Genomic DNA, 15,971 nt, shown 5'->3' with positions numbered 1-15,971 from the left:
GGTTCTCTTACGCAGTGAATACGCAGAATTCGATTGTGTTAGTTTAAGTCGGCTCATTTAACAGGGTCATAGCCGCCCTTAGAAAATGGATGACAGCGGAGTATACGCCAAAGGCCAAGTGCAACACCTCGTATCACACCATGTTTTTCAACTGCTTGAATCATATATGTTGAACAACAGGGCGTGAAACGACACGTTGGGGGAAAAAGTGGAGAAATGCAGTATTGGTAGACTTTGACAAGCCCTAATATAAATAATCGGGGTAACTGTGCAAAATTAGGCTTTTTCATTGCATACACCACAGGGAGTACCACAAAGAGACCCAACTGCCTGTCGAATCTGTTCGGGTGAAGAGAGAGCAAACCCAGGACGAACAGCAAAAACTATATCTGCTTTTTGAGGAAAGATATCACGATGTAACCTAAAACACTCCCGAATTATTCTCTTAATCCGATTGCGCTTAACGGCTCCCCGAAGCTTACGGTGAACGCTTATCCCTAACCTATTATTCTCCGTCGAGTTCAGCAGGTAAATAATGGTGAAACCAACGCCATGCAGGCGACGTCCTCCACGATATACCGCATCATACTCCCACCCTTTACGAACAAAGGCAGTCTTTGGAAGCCGATACCTTTCCAAATTATGCAGAAAGTCTCTTACGTCCTTTAGCTCTGCGAGCGTTAAGAATTGCACGACCGGCACGGGTGCTCATACGCGCACGAAAACCATGGGTACGACTACGCTTGATGTTACTTGGCTGAAAAGTTCTTTTACTCATTTCGACTTCCTCTTATTATTTTACAGAATACAGGCTATTTCTCAGAAAAAAGCGTACTTCAGTTTCCCACGCAACAAACAAAACTGCAAGCCTAAAGCAAGCAGTACAGGTCATTGCTTAGGAAATCGCCTATTCCCAACAATTCTTCATTTTTGAAAAGTGGGAATATTAAACACAAATAGGGGCTAGTGTCAAACATTTTAACTTGTAGAAGAGACCTATTCTTGCTAAAGAACTTTAGCTGTGATATTTTTGCAGGGACCTAAACCGTTTTTTTCTCAGGTAAAAACAAAATAGACCTGTTCTTAACTGCGCATACTTTCAACTAATCTTTTTTTTATGACAAAGAAAAACTCTCCCAGCTGTTACCAGGATATTGACTGGAAGTTACTCCATGCCAACGCCTGCAAGGAAAAGGCATGGAAAAGCAAAAAAGCACGTGACTGGGACAAAAAAGCACCATCTTTTTCTAAAAGCGCTAAAGAGAGCAACTACAGCTCTCTCTTCCTCTCCCATCTTCCCCTGGAAACAGGAATGACGGTACTCGACATAGGAGCGGGCTCTGGAACCCTGGCCCTGCCCATTGCCAAGAAGGTTCAAAGAGTTACCGCCATTGACTACTCGCAGGGAATGTTAGATCAACTGCAGAGCGAGGCTGCTGCTGCCGGTATCGACAACATAGAGACTATTTGCTGTGCATGGCAGGACGATTGGCAGAGTAAAAATATCGTAGCCCACGACATTGCCATTGCCTCCAGATCCCTCGGGGTGGATGACCTGCAGAAAGCCCTTATCAAACTCAACAGTTACGCTAGTAAATACGTCTTCCTCACCGATAGAATTAACCCGACCCCCTTTGACAGCCATGCATTTAAAATCATCGGCAGGCCTTTCCATTCCGGCCCGGACTACATATATACTTTAAACATGCTCTACAGCATGGGCATCCATCCCTGCGTCAATATCCTCGAGTTTGACAGCCTGAAGAAATACGACTCACTGGAGGCGGCGGTGCAATCCTACCAGTGGATGTTCCATGAGATGAACACCAGAGAAGAGGACCTTCTCCGGGACTACCTGCGCACCAGAATTATTGCCCAGGACAAAAACGAAATAACAGTAAAGCCCGCAACTCCACACAGGTGGGCCCTGATATGGTGGTCAACCGCACACAGTGACCTATGAAATTCACCCTTTACCCATTATTCTTATGAGCGACTTTGATATAGTAGTAATTGGCGCCGGCCATGCCGGTTGCGAGGCAGCCCTGGCAGCAGCCCGACTTGGACATAAAACCCTGCTAGCGGTAATGAACGTTGACACCATCGGGGCAATGTCCTGCAACCCTGCCATTGGCGGACTTGCCAAGGGACACCTGGTACGTGAAATTGACGCCCTTGGCGGCGAGATGGCCAGAGTTATCGATGCCACCTCCATTCAGTTCCGACGCCTGAACACCTCAAAGGGTCCAGCCGTACAGTCATCACGGGCCCAGGCCGACCGCCTCCTTTATAGACTGCAGATGAAATCTGTTATCGAACATCAGGAAAACCTGACCGTCAGCCAAACGGAGGTAAATGGTTTTATTGTTGAGGATGGCAAGATCACCGGCGTCACCACTACCATTGATGAAAAGATTTCCGTCAAGGCTGCCATTGTTGCCACCGGCACCTTTCTCAATGGACTGGTCCATATTGGCCTGAAAAACTTCCCGGCAGGACGTCTCGGCGACGGCCCCTCCACCGGACTGGCCGACTGGTTCTATGATAACGGCTTTGCCGTGGGCAGAATGAAGACTGGCACCGTTCCCCGCATCGACTCCCTGACCATTGACTACTCAGAGCTTGAGGCACAGGAGAGCGATATGCCTCCTGCCCACTTTTCCTTTGATTCACAGGGCAAGGGCTACACCCTGCCACAGCTTCCCTGCTATATCACCTACACTAATGAAAAAACTCATGAAATAATCAGAAAGGGCATAGATCAATCACCCCTCTATGCCGGCATTATCCAGGGGATTGGGGCCAGATACTGCCCCTCCATCGAGGATAAGATCATGCGTTTTCCTGAAAAAGATCGACACCAGGTATTCCTCGAGCCAGAAGGACTGGACACGGTGGAGGTCTATCCCAACGGCCTGCCCACCAGCCTGCCTCTGGAGGTGCAGATTGAGATGCTACAGAGCATAAAAGGTCTTGAGAATGCCCGAATTATCCGCCCGGGATATGCCATCGAGTACGACTATATAGATCCTCTTGGACTCCGCCCATCCCTTGCCACCAAAAAAATCGAAAACCTCTACCTTGCCGGTCAGATTAACGGCACATCAGGCTATGAAGAGGCAGCCGCCCAAGGTTTGATGGCGGGCATTAACGCCACAAGGTATCTAGAGGAGAGAGAACCACTAATCCTCGATAGATCGCAGGCTTATATTGGCGTTTTAATTGACGATCTGGTTACCTGCGGCACGAAAGAACCCTACCGCCTCTTCACCTCAAGAGCCGAATACCGACTCCTCCTGCGAGAGGACAATGCGGACAGCAGACTATGCCAAATCGGCAAGGATATTGGTCTCTTAGATGAAGACAAACACCAAAGATATCTCATTAAGCAGGCCGCAATAGATGCAGGATGTGCCACCTTGGATGCAATATCTATCAAACCGACTGCCGAGGTAAACAGAATACTCAACGATGCGGCTAGCGCTGATCTGAAACAAAAATCAGCACTCTCCTCCCTGCTGAGAAGGCCTGAGATAAATATCACCTTCCTCCAGAAGTTACCACTGACAGCAGGAGACAAAGAGGCGGTTATCGCCCTGGCAAACTCTGCTGTCTGCCAGGAGGTTCAGGTCCGAATCAAGTTCAAGGGCTACCTGCAACGTCAGGAGGAGCAGGTGCAACGCTTCAAACGAATGGAGACCTTGAAACTCCCCGAGGATCTCAACTACGCTCAGCTCTCCGGACTTTCAAATGAGGTGGTGGAGAAGCTCTCCACAATCCGTCCCATCTCCCTGGGACAGGCATCCAGGATTTCAGGTATCACCCCGGCAGCAGTGTCCGTACTACAGGTACATCTTCGCAAGCTCAACTATTTGAAAAGTAACGATAAAATATAAGAGAGACCATGTCCTACTACACCCTGCCACCCATCGATCCCATCATCATGAGCCTTGGCCCTATCAGCATTCGCTGGTACGGGCTCATGTATGTTATCGGCTTTTTTGCCACCTATTTTCTGGTACGTCAGCAAATACAAAGGCATCAGTTTACCCAGCTTGAAAAGAACTTTGATAATTTAAATACTGTTCTCATTCTCTGTGTGATACTGGGTGGCAGACTGGGATATGTGGTCTTCTACAACCTGTCCTACTACCTGCAACATCCACTGGAAATACTTGCAACCTGGCATGGAGGAATGTCTTTTCACGGTGCCTGCATTGCCCTGATCTTGGGGGGACTCATCTTCTGCAAAATCAAGAAGATAGACTTCTGGGCGACGGCTGATGTCTATGTGGCCACTATCCCTATTGGCCTGGGCCTGGGCAGAATTGGCAACCTGATCAACGGTGAACTCTACGGCAGGGTCACCGAACAACCCTGGGGAATCATTTTCCCAAACGGTGGGCCACTACCCCGGCACGCCTCCCAGCTTTATGAGTCATTGCTTGAAGGCCTTATCCTCTTTATTATTCTCTGGAGCCTTCGTAACAGGCCGTGGAAAAGGAACAGCCTTACTCCACATGGGACGATACTCTCTCTATTCCTCTGCCTTTACGGCCTATTCCGCATAATCATCGAAAATTTTCGCCAACCTGATCCGCAATTGGGCTTTATCGTGGCCCATATCACCATGGGCCAATTACTCAGTGGAGCAATGATCCTCTGTGGCCTCACCCTCTGGTTCTGGCGAATTCACCAAAAAAAGAGGGCCACAGCCCTGTAAAAAAGTAGCTCAGCACGGAGGGCAAAAAGAGCTGGCCTAACAGGCCATTCCTCGGCCCTCCTGCGACCATTCCGCAACAGATATACAACCTTTTTCACCTTGATATCACTGCTCTTTCCTTAGGCGAATAAGCGCCTTAAAACAAGTTTTTCCTTGACTTATTACCATTTTCCGCTTTGAGTTAAAGCATGCTAAATTGCCTGAGTTTTACCCCTTCAAACAGGCAGATGTATGATATGAACGAGATCAAGAACTTTCAGTATATTTTATACTTTTATACTTTTTAATTTTTTTGAATGAGGAGATATCTACATGCCAATGGAAACCCAGAAAAGGCCCACGGCCGATGAGATTTTGGAAATTTTACAGGAGGGCAATGCCCGTTTTCGCTGCTGCGCCCTCGAACATCCCAATCTCTGTCAGGAAAGCAGGGACAAGCTCAACTACAGCCAGGAACCCATGGCAACTGTCCTCTGTTGCTCCGATTCCCGAGTTCCACCGGTCCATATCTTTGACCTGGGACTAGGAGACCTCTTTGTCGTCCGCGTAGCCGGAAACATCGTCAATGACCAAATCATGGGAAGCATTGAATACGCCATCTGTCATCTCCACACTCCACTTGTTATCGTCATGAGCCACTCTAACTGTGGGGCAGTTACTGCTGTAGCCAAGGGCACAAACCTTGGTGGCCATATGGCCTCCTTGGTTCCGGCAATCCAGACCGCCCTCAAGACCGTAGAGGGGATGGAAGGGGGAAGAGTTGATAACGCCGCCCAACAGGTCGCCCTTTTAATGGCAGATCTCATCCGTGAATCAGAACCCATCATCAGCGACCTTGTTCTGGAGGGAAAGGTAAAGGTTGTACCAGCATACTATGATCTCACCACCGGAAAAGTTGAATTTCTTGAACTGTAGGAGAGCTTGAAAAATGTTTCCTTAAATAGCAAACCCATTTGATATTTAAAGGAAAATAATTTTTTTCAAGGAGTTCCCTTAACAAGAAGACAACCCATACAAGGTGTGTAATATGAATATAGCAACAAAGCTGTTTCCTTTTCTGAAGTGGTTCCACGATTACAGCGGTGGTAAGTTTAAAATTGATCTGCTGGCCGGCATCACCGTGGCCCTGGTCCTTATCCCCCAGTCCATGGCATATGCCCAGCTTGCAGGCCTACCTGCCTACTATGGACTTTATGCAGCATTCCTGCCCCCCATGGTAGCAGCTCTCTTTGGTTCAAGTAAACAGCTGGCAACAGGCCCGGTAGCCGTTGTTTCACTTATGTCAGCAGCAGCCCTTGAACCGCTGGCAACGGCTGGATCTACAGAATTTATCGCCTACTCCATAGCCCTGGCCCTCACAGTTGGCCTCTTTCAACTATCGCTTGGTATCCTTCGACTTGGTCTGGTGGTAAACTTCTTATCCCATCCGGTGGTCAACGGCTTCACCAATGCAGCGGCAATCATCATAGCCACCTCCCAACTACCTAAATTATTTGGTGTTTCTGTTGATAAGGCAACGCATCACTATGAGACAATTATCCGAGTTTTCCAAGCAGCCCTGGACTATACTCATATCCCCACCCTTATCTTCGGTATATCAGCAATTGTTATTATGGCAGTCCTGAAAAAGATAAACCCCCGCATCCCCAACGTCCTGGTGGCAGTTGGCCTGGCGACTATTATCTCCTATTTTTCAGGATTTAACAGTGATACACATCTCAGTATAAACAGGATTAACAACACTGAAATACAAGAAAATATAAAAACCTTTAACAATTTGATTGAAGAGATCACCCTGGTGGGTGATAAACGTTCCACCATAGGTATCAAGGTAGACGAGGAACAAGAGCGGCAAACAACGGATTTTGAAACAATAGCACTAATAAAACTGAAGACCGATGTTGCCATAATGAACACCCTCATTGCTGAACTAAAAAAGAGGTCTGCTACCATTCGCTATGACCTGCGTCATGCAAAATTTGTCGGTATTAAGGAGGCCAGTGGCCTAAGACTCTACCTGCAGGACCAAGTACCAGCAGGCTTAAACAGCGATGGCAAGACATGGCGCTTAAATGTGGGCAGGTCCCAGCTGAACCCCGATGAACTGAAGTTTATGAGCGGCGGAGCAGTAATCGGCAAGGTCCCGGCCGGTATCCCCTCTCTCTCTACCCCTGATGTCAGCATCAAAACATTTACCAAACTCCTCCCCACGGCGATTATCATCTCTTTGCTGGGATTTATGGAGGCTATTGCTATTGCCAAGGCCATGGCTGCCCAAACAGGCCAGAAACTAGATCCCAACCAGGAACTCATTGGCCAGGGCCTGGCCAATATCGTCGGTTCCTTTGGCTCCAGTTATGCGGTCTCCGGCTCCTTCTCCAGATCTGCGGTAAACCTTGGAGCCGGAGCTGTTTCCGGCATCAGCTCGGTAATCACCTCGGTGGTGGTACTGATCACCCTGATATTCTTCACCCCCCTCCTCTACCACCTGCCCCAGGCCGTGCTGGCCGCCGTCATCATGATGGCCGTTGTTGGCCTCCTGAATGTAAAGGGTTTTATTCACTCCTGGAAAGCCCAGTGGTACGATGGCCTCATCTCTATCATTAGCTTTATAGTAACCCTCTACTTTGCCCCCCACCTCGACAAGGGTATTATGGTCGGCGTCGCCCTCTCCATGACGGTCTTCCTCTACAAGTCCATGCGACCAGTCGTTGCCCGCCTCTCCCTGAACAAGGAACGTGTACTGGCCAATGCTGATTACTACCGTTTGCGAGGTTGTAAACATATCTCTGTTGTTCGGTTTGACGGTGCCCTCTTTTTTGCCAACGCCAGTTATCTGGATGAACAGGTAGAAAAATTCCGGATGGAACAACCCGAGCTCCGCTATATCCTCCTCGATGCCCGCGGCATAAACGACATGGACGCATCGGGTGAAGAGGCCTTGGATATGCTCTACAAGCGGGTGAGAAGTGCCAACCTAGGCTTTGCCATCTGTGGCCTGAAGGGCCAAGTGGTCGATGTCATGGTACGAACCGGCCTCTACGACAAAATCGGCTCAGAATATATTCATGCCGATAGTAAATCCGCCGTTAGCGCCATCACAAAAATAATACACCAGCTACCAGACTTACCGTCAGATGGTTGTGATGACTGTCCTTTAACCCAATACCTGCCCAATGCCGATTAGACAAATCCCCTAGCCGACCAGATCATCGGTCGGCTATTTCCGAACAAGCTTGTACTTTTTCATCATATTTGCTAAATTACACGACTGTTTTTGTGGTCTCGTGTGTTTTTATTTTCCAGTTCAACTATTACGGAACAAATTAGATGAAGAAAGTATTAGGTCTTACTGGCTTATTCTTAGCCATGGCAACACCTCTGTTTGCAAGCGCAGGTGCAGCAGCAGGTGCTCATCCCGATACCCACAGCCTTGTTGGTTCAAGCCTCGGTATTTTTTCTGTTTTGCTCTTTGTAGGAGCTTACTCCCTAGTTATCTTTGAGGAACAGTTACACCTACGTAAATCCAAACCCGTTCTCCTGGCAGCAGGTATCATCTGGGTCTGCGTTGCAGTGACCTTTAAGGCCATGGGCTATGACCATGCCGCCGAAACGGCAATCCGTCACAACATACTTGAATATGCAGAGTTGCTCCTCTTCCTCTTGGTGGCAATGACGTATATCAATACCATGGATGAGCGTAATGTCTTCCAAGCACTTCGATCATGGTTAGTAAGTCGCGGTTTATCTCTACGTGCCGTCTTTTGGATAACAGGTTTTCTTGCCTTTGTTATCTCTCCCGTAGCCGATAACCTCACCACTGCCCTCCTCATGGGTGCTGTGGCCATGGCCGTTGGTGGTAAGAACAAGAAGTTTGTTGTCGTTGCCTGTATCAATATTGTTATTGCCGCAAACGCCGGTGGCGCATTCAGTCCATTTGGTGACATTACCACTCTGATGGTATGGCAGAAGGGCGTTGTTCAGTTCCAGGAATTTTTTGTCCTCTTCCTCCCATCACTGGTGAACTGGCTTGTACCTGCATTTTTCATGAACTTTGCCATTGGCAAAGGAATTCCTGAGGCAAGTGACGAGCATTACCCCATGAAGTTCGGGGCAATAAGAATTATCTTTCTTTTTCTCGCCACCATTATCACCGCAGTATCTTTTCACAACTTCCTGGGACTGCCACCTGCCGCCGGTATGATGCTCGGCCTTGGCTATCTCGGTCTTTTTTCCTATTACATCAAGAAGAGAGAACAAAAGAGCATTGCCATTGATGATAACCCACTTTCTCAAGAGACACACCACGCCAAAACTGATCCATTTGATCTCTTTAAGAAAATTGCCCGGGCAGAGTGGGATACCCTCCTCTTCTTCTACGGTGTTATTCTCTGTGTAGGCGGTCTCTCACAGTTTGGTTATCTTGCCCTTATTTCCCAGTTCCTCTACCTGGATTTGGGACCAACCTACGCAAACGTCATCGTCGGTATGCTCTCTGCTATTGTCGATAACATCCCCGTCATGTTTGCTGTATTGACCATGATGCCAGAGATGTCCCATGGACAGTGGTTGCTGGTAACCCTTACCGCCGGAGTTGGTGGTAGCCTTCTCTCCATCGGCTCTGCTGCAGGTGTTGCCCTTATGGGATCTGCCCGAGGTGTCTACACCTTTGCCGCACATCTCAAATGGACCCCTGTCATCGCCCTTGGCTATGCAGCCTCCATCGTTACCCACCTCTGGGTAAACTCCCACTACATGGAAGTATTCATGTAGTAGCATCACAAACAGGTGGTGAGGAAACAACACATTTCCTCACCACCCATCCTCCAGAATCACACTCCACCACAAAACCCAATCATGTCTCAGCAGCCCTTACAATCGTCTCTCCCGCCATTATCATGGCAGGAGTGCAAGCAAAGGGGTTGGAACGAAATTGATGTACTTTTGATCACTGGCGATGCCTATGTGGACCATCCATCATTTGGTATTGCCATTATCTGTAGAGTCCTTGAAGATCAAGGCTACAAAGTGGCAATTCTTTCCCAACCCCGTTATGACAGTCCTCAGGACTTTGCACAGTACCCCACCCCACGCCTCTTCTGTGGTATATCAGCTGGCAACCTGGACTCTGTTGTTGCCAACTACTCCTCAAGCGGCAGGGTAAGAAATAGCGACAGCTACTCCCCCGATGGAAATCCCTGGCGTGGAGATAATCGAAGCAGATCTGACCGACGCAGGCCAGATCGCGCTTCTATTATCTATACGGCCCTGGCCAAGAGCTGTTATAAAAACTGCCCCATTGTCCTCGGTGGAATTGAAGCCTCCCTCCGTCGCTTTGTCCACTACGACTACAAGCAGGATAAACTCCGCGCCTCTATCCTCACCGATGCCAAGGCAGATCTCATTATTTTTGGGATGGGAGAGAGAGCGATCAAAGAAATTGCTCAGCGCTGCGAAGAGGGGATAACCCTTGACGGCATCCGAGGTACCTGCCAACGTTTCACCGAAAAGGAACTCGACGAACATTTACCGACCCTTGCAGGTGAAAGGACTAACAACAGAGAGTTTCTATTTCTGCCATCTCTTGCCGAAATAGAGAAGGAAACTGGACTCTTTCTCGATGCAGAAATAGCCGTGGACAACCACGCCCGGGCCCAATCCCGACAAACGGTACTGCAGAAGCAGCAATCCCAGTGGATAATCCAACACCCAGCGGCCAAATCCCTGAGTGAAAGTGAACTCGATGCAGTCTACGCCCTCCCCTTTCTCCGCACCTCTCATAAGAGCCAAAAAAACATCCCGGCCCTACAGATGATCAAGGACTCTGTAACCATTGTCCGTGGTTGCGCCGGTAATTGCTCCTTCTGTGCCATCACCCGCCATCAGGGAGCTGAAATAGTAAGCCGTAGCCATCGTTCTATTGTCAAGGAATGTAAGCTCATCGCAGAAGAAGAAAATTTTCACGGCACCATCAGTGATCTGGGCGGCCCCACCGCCAATCTCTATGGTACCAAGTGTCGCATTGGCGGTTGTAACAAACGAGACTGTCTCTTCCCTAAGACCTGTCCCAATCTGGAAATAGACGAGGAACGATTCCTCCGTCTGCTCAAAGATGTCTCCTCACTCAAGGGAGTAAAACATCTCTTTGTCTCTTCGGGTATGCGCATGGAGTTGCTCCTGAAGACACCACGTCTGATGGAGAAGATCATCGCCGAGCACACCCCCGGGGCCCTAAAAATCGCGCCAGAGCATACCAACGACGAGGTACTCACCCTTATGCATAAGGAGAGCCATGACCTCCTGGTACGTTTTATCGAGAGATGCAGGGAAATTGCCAAGAAAAGAAAAAAACCGATCTATATAAGCCCGTATATTATTACCTCCCACCCTGGCTCCACCCTCAAACATGCCAAATGTCTGGCCGAAGATCTAAAAAAGCTCGATCTCAAGGTACGGGCATTTCAGGATTTCACCCCCACCCCGGGCACCATCTCCACGGCAATGTATGTGACAGAGCGCCATCCACAGAGCAAGAAGAGCCTCTTTGTCCCGAAAAACATCTCGGAGAGAAAGGCACAGCGAAATATCGTGGAAAAAGAGGTGTTAAGCAGGGAATTTGACAAGAAGAAATCGAAGGTACAGGTCTCTGAAAAATTTTCAAGAAAACCGGGCAAGGGTAAAAAAGGTTTTTAGGGTCTGTCACAAAATAATATGGGCAGAGTTGTGCTCAGATTTGGGTTAGATTTGGCTGCGCCGATTGAACAAAACCGCAGACGTAGCAGGGCTACATCGAGGATTTTGCGATTGAGAAGCAGTCATAGATGGCCTGAAGCTGAGATGCAAGATGTTCATGTTTTCCAACAGGCCCCTAGAAGTCCACCTCGGCAAAGCTGACCACCTCGGCGATACTCTCCTTGCCCAGAAAGAGCATAAGAAGACGATCAAGCCCCAGGGCTATGCCCGTTGCCTTATCAAGACCTGCCAGCTCCTGCAAAAATTTTACGGGAAGGGTCGCCTGCCAGCGACCTTCTCGTTTTATTGCGGCAAGCTCCTCTTTAAAACGCATCTCCTGCTCCACCTCATCGGTCAACTCAGAAAATCCGTTGGCAAGTTCAATACCGTGCATATAGAGCTCAAAGCGCTCGGCCACCTCGCTATTGCTTGCGGAAAGACGGGCCAGAGAGGCCATGGAGGCAGGGTAGTCATAGAGAAATGTGGGCGAGTCGATCCCCAAACGAGGCTCAATATACTCCACCAGCATCTCCTCAAAGATATCATCGGCCATGGCCTGCTTCAGCTCTATGGGACTCCAGAGGGCAAAGGCCTCGGCCACGGTAAGCCTCTGCCATGAGCCGTTAAGATAGGCACGGTCTATCCGCCCCAGCTCAGAGGTATGAGCCTGCAGGGCCTCTGCCAGGTAGCTAACGAGCTGCTGACAATCCGCCATCAGGGCGTGATAGTCCTCATCCAGCCGATACCACTCCAGCATGGTAAACTCTTCTGCATGCAGACGACCTCGTTCCCCTTTGCGAAAACAGGGGCATATCTGAAAGATCTTCTCATTACCAGCGGCAAGTATGCGCTTCATATACAACTCAGGAGAAGTCTGTAAAAAAAAGTCGCCGCAGGAGATAGGTTCGATGGTACTTTCCGGAATCAGTACAGGAGAACGAACAGGGGTATCCACTTCCAGAAACCCCTGCTCATAAAAGAAGGCACGAATAGCTTGCAGAAAGGCCGCACGAGTATGCAAACCTGCGTTTACCAACATAGTCTTATTGCTTTACTCGAGTTACATACTGACCGGTACGGGTATCAATCTGGATCTTATCGCCCTGCTCAACAAAGGGGGGAACCTGAAGCTGATATCCTGTTTCAACGGTAATAGGCTTGGTATCGGTACCAGAGGTATCTCCCTTAACCCATGGGTCAGCCCGGGTTACCTCAAGATTAACAAAGATAGGCAGGGTAATATCTATAGGTTTCTCATCAAAGAAGAGTACATCTACATCCATGTTATCCTGAAGGAAGTAAATATTATCGCCCAACATATCTTTGGTTATAAAGAGCTGATCATAATTCTCATTATCCATGAAGTGGTACTCCTCTCCCTGGCTGTAAAGAAACTGCATCTTACGCTCTTCAAGGGAGGCCTTTTCAAACTTATCACTGGAACGATAGGTCTTAACCAGTTGATTACCCGTAATCATATTACGCATCTTGCAGCGATAAAGGGCCTGGCCCTTACCTGGTTTTGAGAAATCAAAATCAATGATAATATATGGGCTGCCTTCAATATCTAATTTCAGGCCTTTACGTAAATCAGAAGCACTTAACATCTTTATTCTCCATTTTTGCTGTATCTATTAACATTGCACGCAGCAACGTAGAGTTTCTTACCTTAAACAAGCCAATATACCTGCTAAAGAGCATCATCGCAAGCAAGGATGGTAGCTTTCAGCCTAGTTCCGGGGATATTTTTTCCGCCAGGCACGCATGCCACCAAGAATATTTACCGTGTTGATATACCCCTCTTTCAACAGGGTTTTCTGCAGGCGCTTTGAGCGATTTCCAGACCGACAGATGAGAAAGATCCTTGTCTCCCTGTCAATATTTAAGCGAGCAAATCCTGCCTTAAAATGAGAGAGGGGCAGATGCCGGGCAACGTCAAGTTTGGGCAGGGACACAAGTTCACCCTTCTCCCTGATATCCAGCCAAACAATGGCATCATCACCAATAAGGGCATGAGCCTCCTCCACACTATAATCTATTCCCATTGCATATCCCTCGGTGAGTGAACAACCCAGGAAAAGCAAAAAAAAGAGTACTTTTTTCGTCATTCCTACAGCCCTTAGCGTAATTATTAACAGTGAAAACAAGTTTAGGGCAAAAACATACCCAGAAAAGGCTTAAAGCTCAAACAAAAGATCTCTGCTCCGGAGCCAGCTCAGGCCTTAAGAAGGAAATGAATGCTATATTTTGCCTGATCTGGCGATAAACAGATAGACAGAAATCCGATTTTCTGCCAAAATTAAGAGATTGGAAATTATTCGTTCATCACCTATCCGCAGCATATACAGAGGAAAAAAAATGAAAGAAGTCAGAGATAGGGCTAGAAAGCTCATGGGAAAACAGTGCCGGGTATGCCCTGCCTGTAATGGTAGAGCATGTGCAGGTGAAGTGCCGGGCATGGGCGGGCTGGGGACAGGATCGTCTTTCAAGAGTAATTTCGAAGCCCTGGCCGAGGTAAAATTTAATATGCGCCTCCTCCACGATGTGGTGGAGCCCGATACCAGCGTTACCATACTCGGCAGAAAAATGGCCCTGCCCGTACTTGCGGCCCCCATCGGCGGCATCTCCTATAATATGGGCGGAGCAATCTCAGAAAAAGATTATGTTCGAGCAATTGTCAACGGTTGCCGGGCAAAATCAATTATCGGCTGTACCGGCGACGGGGTACCGGAGGTCATCCACCAGGAAGGTTTTGCGGCTATCAAGGCTGCGGACGGCGAGGCCATTCCATTTATAAAGCCCTGGGATGATGAAGAGCTCTTGGCAAAGCTCGCCGGGGCCAAGGCCACCGGCTGCCTGGCCATCGGCATGGACATTGATGCGGCCGGTCTTATCACCCTCCGCCTGCAGGGACGACCTGTTTCTGCCAAGACTCCGGCAAAGCTTGCTGAGATCATCAAGAGCACGGGAATGAAATTCGTCCTCAAGGGAGTAATGACTGCGGACGAGGCCGAACTTGCCCTCGAGGCAGGTTGCGAGGCCATTGTCGTCTCCGATCATGGCGGTCGGGTACTGGATCACACCCCCGGTACCGCCGAGGTACTGCCTGAAATAGCAGAACGGGTTAAGGGCAGAATGACCATCTTTGTCGATGGTGGAGTCCGTACCGGTGGAGATGTCCTCAAAATGCTCGCCCTCGGGGCCGATGCGGTAATGATCGGCAGACCATTTTCTGTCGCTGCCGTCGGTGGCCTGCAAGCAGGTGTAGAAAAGTATATCGACCAGCTGAGTACCGAACTCAAACAGGCCATGACCCTCACCGGAACAGCAGCTGCCGCAAGTGTCTCGCCAAACATCATTCGCAGATAGCGTTTAAAAAAGAGAGGGCATTTATTAATAGCGCAAAAGAGACCAAGAGTCTCCTCTGCGCTATTTCTTTATCCGTCAGGGGTATTATAGTGAAGGCAAGCAGAGGCTGGAAAAACCAAGGACAAGTTAAAGAAGGAAGAGCATGACAATAATTGGCATATTATCCGATACCCATATCACTGCCCCCACGGCAGACTTTAATCGCAACACGGCCAGAGCCTTTGCCGACTGCGATATCATTGTCCATGCAGGAGATCTCACCGACATGACAATTCTGGAGGCCTTTAGAGGCAAAGAGGTCCACGCTGTCTGTGGAAATGTTTGCAATTCCAGAACAAAAGCGGATCTGCCGGAGATGAAGACCTTTGTGGTAGACGGTTTCCTCTTTGCCCTCTGCCATGGAGCAAACGGGCCACGCCATAATATTGAAGAGAGACTCTTTGACCAATACCCCGAAGCAGACTGCATTATCTATGGTCACACCCATAATCCCCTCTGCCACAGAGTGGCCTCAACCCTCTATATTAATCCCGGAAGCTTCAAGGGCACGGGGCGCTATGGAGCTCCCGGCACCTATGCCATTGCCACCACCTCGAAAACGGGAATAACAGCTAAAATTTTTGACTTACCAAGATCATGAAAACTCTCTGGACACCCTGGCGCATGCAACACGTTTTAGGAGAGGCGCCGAAGGTCAGGGGCTGCCTCTTTGAGCCCGACGAAAACTGCCCCTATGACCCAAACAGCCTGCTTCTCTATCGGGACAGCGAGGTGATAGTATTGCTCAATCGCTTCCCCTACGCAAACGGCCATCTGCTTGTTGCCCCCATACGCCATATCGCCTGCCTCACCGAACTCAGCGATGGGGAGAGTTATGCCCTTATGCTCATGGTGAAAAGATCCGCCGCTATTATCAAACAGCTCTTCTCGCCTGCTGGGCTCAATATTGGCTGCAATATTGGTGCCTGTGCCGGAGCGGGTATCGCCGATCATCTCCACTTTCATATCATCCCCCGTTGGCAGGGCGATCATAATTTTATGACCACCCTGGCCGAGGTAAGGACAATACCCCAGCATATCGAAGACACATTTAATATCCTTCTACCAGAATTTCAAAAAATAGAACAAACCCAAGAAATTGCCTAAG

At 48.9% G+C, this 15,971-nt stretch carries 16 protein-coding genes; 10 read left to right on the top strand and 6 right to left on the bottom strand.

Annotation, left to right across the window (positions count from 1 at the left end):
- Positions 1–53 precede the first annotated feature (53 nt).
- From yidD to rpmH, 3 genes are read right to left on the bottom strand one after another with little or no spacing between them, the layout of a single operon-like run.
- Positions 54–290, bottom strand: a complete 237-nt coding sequence (gene yidD, locus DP_RS17330; protein WP_083818932.1) for a membrane protein insertion efficiency factor YidD — start codon at positions 288–290, stop codon at positions 54–56.
- A complete protein-coding gene (gene rnpA / locus DP_RS04325) occupies positions 277–693 on the bottom strand; it encodes a ribonuclease P protein component (protein WP_228130168.1) in 417 nt (138 codons plus the stop codon). Before rnpA ends, yidD begins: the two co-directional genes overlap by 14 nt.
- The gene (gene rpmH, locus DP_RS04320) at positions 641–778 is read right to left on the bottom strand and encodes a 50S ribosomal protein L34 (protein ID WP_041277613.1); all 138 of its coding nucleotides are present in this window, start codon (positions 776–778) and stop codon (positions 641–643) included. Before rpmH ends, rnpA begins: the two co-directional genes overlap by 53 nt.
- A gap of 339 nt (positions 779–1,117) precedes the next feature.
- On the opposite strand from rpmH, the gene DP_RS04315 reads away from it, so the two are divergent.
- From DP_RS04315 to DP_RS04285, 7 genes are all read left to right on the top strand, one after another.
- On the top strand, positions 1,118–1,963 hold the full coding sequence (locus tag DP_RS04315; RefSeq protein ID WP_011188098.1) for a class I SAM-dependent methyltransferase: 846 nt from the start codon (positions 1,118–1,120) through the stop codon (positions 1,961–1,963).
- A 25-nt stretch (positions 1,964–1,988) separates the two neighbouring features.
- Positions 1,989–3,896, top strand: a complete 1,908-nt coding sequence (gene mnmG, locus DP_RS04310; protein ID WP_041278336.1) for a tRNA uridine-5-carboxymethylaminomethyl(34) synthesis enzyme MnmG — start codon at positions 1,989–1,991, stop codon at positions 3,894–3,896.
- A gap of 8 nt (positions 3,897–3,904) precedes the next feature.
- Positions 3,905–4,723 (top strand): prolipoprotein diacylglyceryl transferase, encoded by an 819-nt coding sequence (gene lgt, locus DP_RS04305; RefSeq protein WP_011188096.1) that lies wholly within the window; start codon positions 3,905–3,907, stop codon positions 4,721–4,723.
- Between the two features lie 312 nt (positions 4,724–5,035).
- A complete protein-coding gene (locus DP_RS04300; protein WP_011188095.1) occupies positions 5,036–5,638 on the top strand; it encodes a carbonic anhydrase in 603 nt (200 codons plus the stop codon).
- Between the two features lie 112 nt (positions 5,639–5,750).
- Positions 5,751–7,910 (top strand): SulP family inorganic anion transporter, encoded by a 2,160-nt coding sequence (locus DP_RS04295; protein WP_156792207.1) that lies wholly within the window; start codon positions 5,751–5,753, stop codon positions 7,908–7,910.
- 143 nt (positions 7,911–8,053) lie between these two features.
- On the top strand, positions 8,054–9,496 hold the full coding sequence (nhaD, locus tag DP_RS04290) for a sodium:proton antiporter NhaD (RefSeq protein ID WP_011188093.1): 1,443 nt from the start codon (positions 8,054–8,056) through the stop codon (positions 9,494–9,496).
- An 84-nt stretch (positions 9,497–9,580) separates the two neighbouring features.
- On the top strand, positions 9,581–11,416 hold the full coding sequence (locus DP_RS04285) for a YgiQ family radical SAM protein (protein WP_156792206.1): 1,836 nt from the start codon (positions 9,581–9,583) through the stop codon (positions 11,414–11,416).
- Between the two features lie 175 nt (positions 11,417–11,591).
- Here the strand turns inward: DP_RS04285 and epmA are convergent, their stop codons facing one another.
- The 3 genes from epmA to DP_RS04270 form a co-directional block, all read right to left on the bottom strand.
- On the bottom strand, positions 11,592–12,494 hold the full coding sequence (epmA, locus tag DP_RS04280) for an EF-P lysine aminoacylase EpmA (protein ID WP_011188091.1): 903 nt from the start codon (positions 12,492–12,494) through the stop codon (positions 11,592–11,594).
- A 4-nt stretch (positions 12,495–12,498) separates the two neighbouring features.
- A complete protein-coding gene (gene efp / locus DP_RS04275; RefSeq protein WP_011188090.1) occupies positions 12,499–13,062 on the bottom strand; it encodes an elongation factor P in 564 nt (187 codons plus the stop codon).
- Positions 13,063–13,185: 123 nt separating this feature from the next.
- Positions 13,186–13,563 carry a rhodanese-like domain-containing protein gene (locus tag DP_RS04270; RefSeq protein ID WP_049785004.1) on the bottom strand — a complete coding sequence of 126 codons (378 nt, stop codon included), beginning with the start codon at positions 13,561–13,563 and terminating at the stop codon, positions 13,186–13,188.
- 250 nt (positions 13,564–13,813) lie between these two features.
- Between DP_RS04270 and DP_RS04265 the strand changes: the two genes are divergently transcribed.
- From DP_RS04265 to DP_RS04255, 3 genes are all read left to right on the top strand, one after another.
- Entirely contained in the window at positions 13,814–14,824 is a 1,011-nt protein-coding gene (locus DP_RS04265) for an alpha-hydroxy-acid oxidizing protein (RefSeq protein ID WP_041277612.1), read from the top strand.
- 142 nt (positions 14,825–14,966) lie between these two features.
- Positions 14,967–15,464 (top strand): metallophosphoesterase family protein, encoded by a 498-nt coding sequence (locus DP_RS04260; RefSeq protein WP_011188087.1) that lies wholly within the window; start codon positions 14,967–14,969, stop codon positions 15,462–15,464.
- 23 nt (positions 15,465–15,487) lie between these two features.
- On the top strand, positions 15,488–15,970 hold the full coding sequence (locus tag DP_RS04255) for an HIT family protein (protein ID WP_228130167.1): 483 nt from the start codon (positions 15,488–15,490) through the stop codon (positions 15,968–15,970).
- Position 15,971 lies beyond the last annotated feature (1 nt).

Origin of the sequence: Desulfotalea psychrophila LSv54 (genome assembly GCF_000025945.1) — a bacterium.
Taxonomy (GTDB): Bacteria; Desulfobacterota; Desulfobulbia; order Desulfobulbales; family Desulfocapsaceae; genus Desulfotalea; species Desulfotalea psychrophila.
Note: the sequence above shows the minus strand (reverse complement) of the source record. Positions and strands in the feature narration are given on the sequence as shown.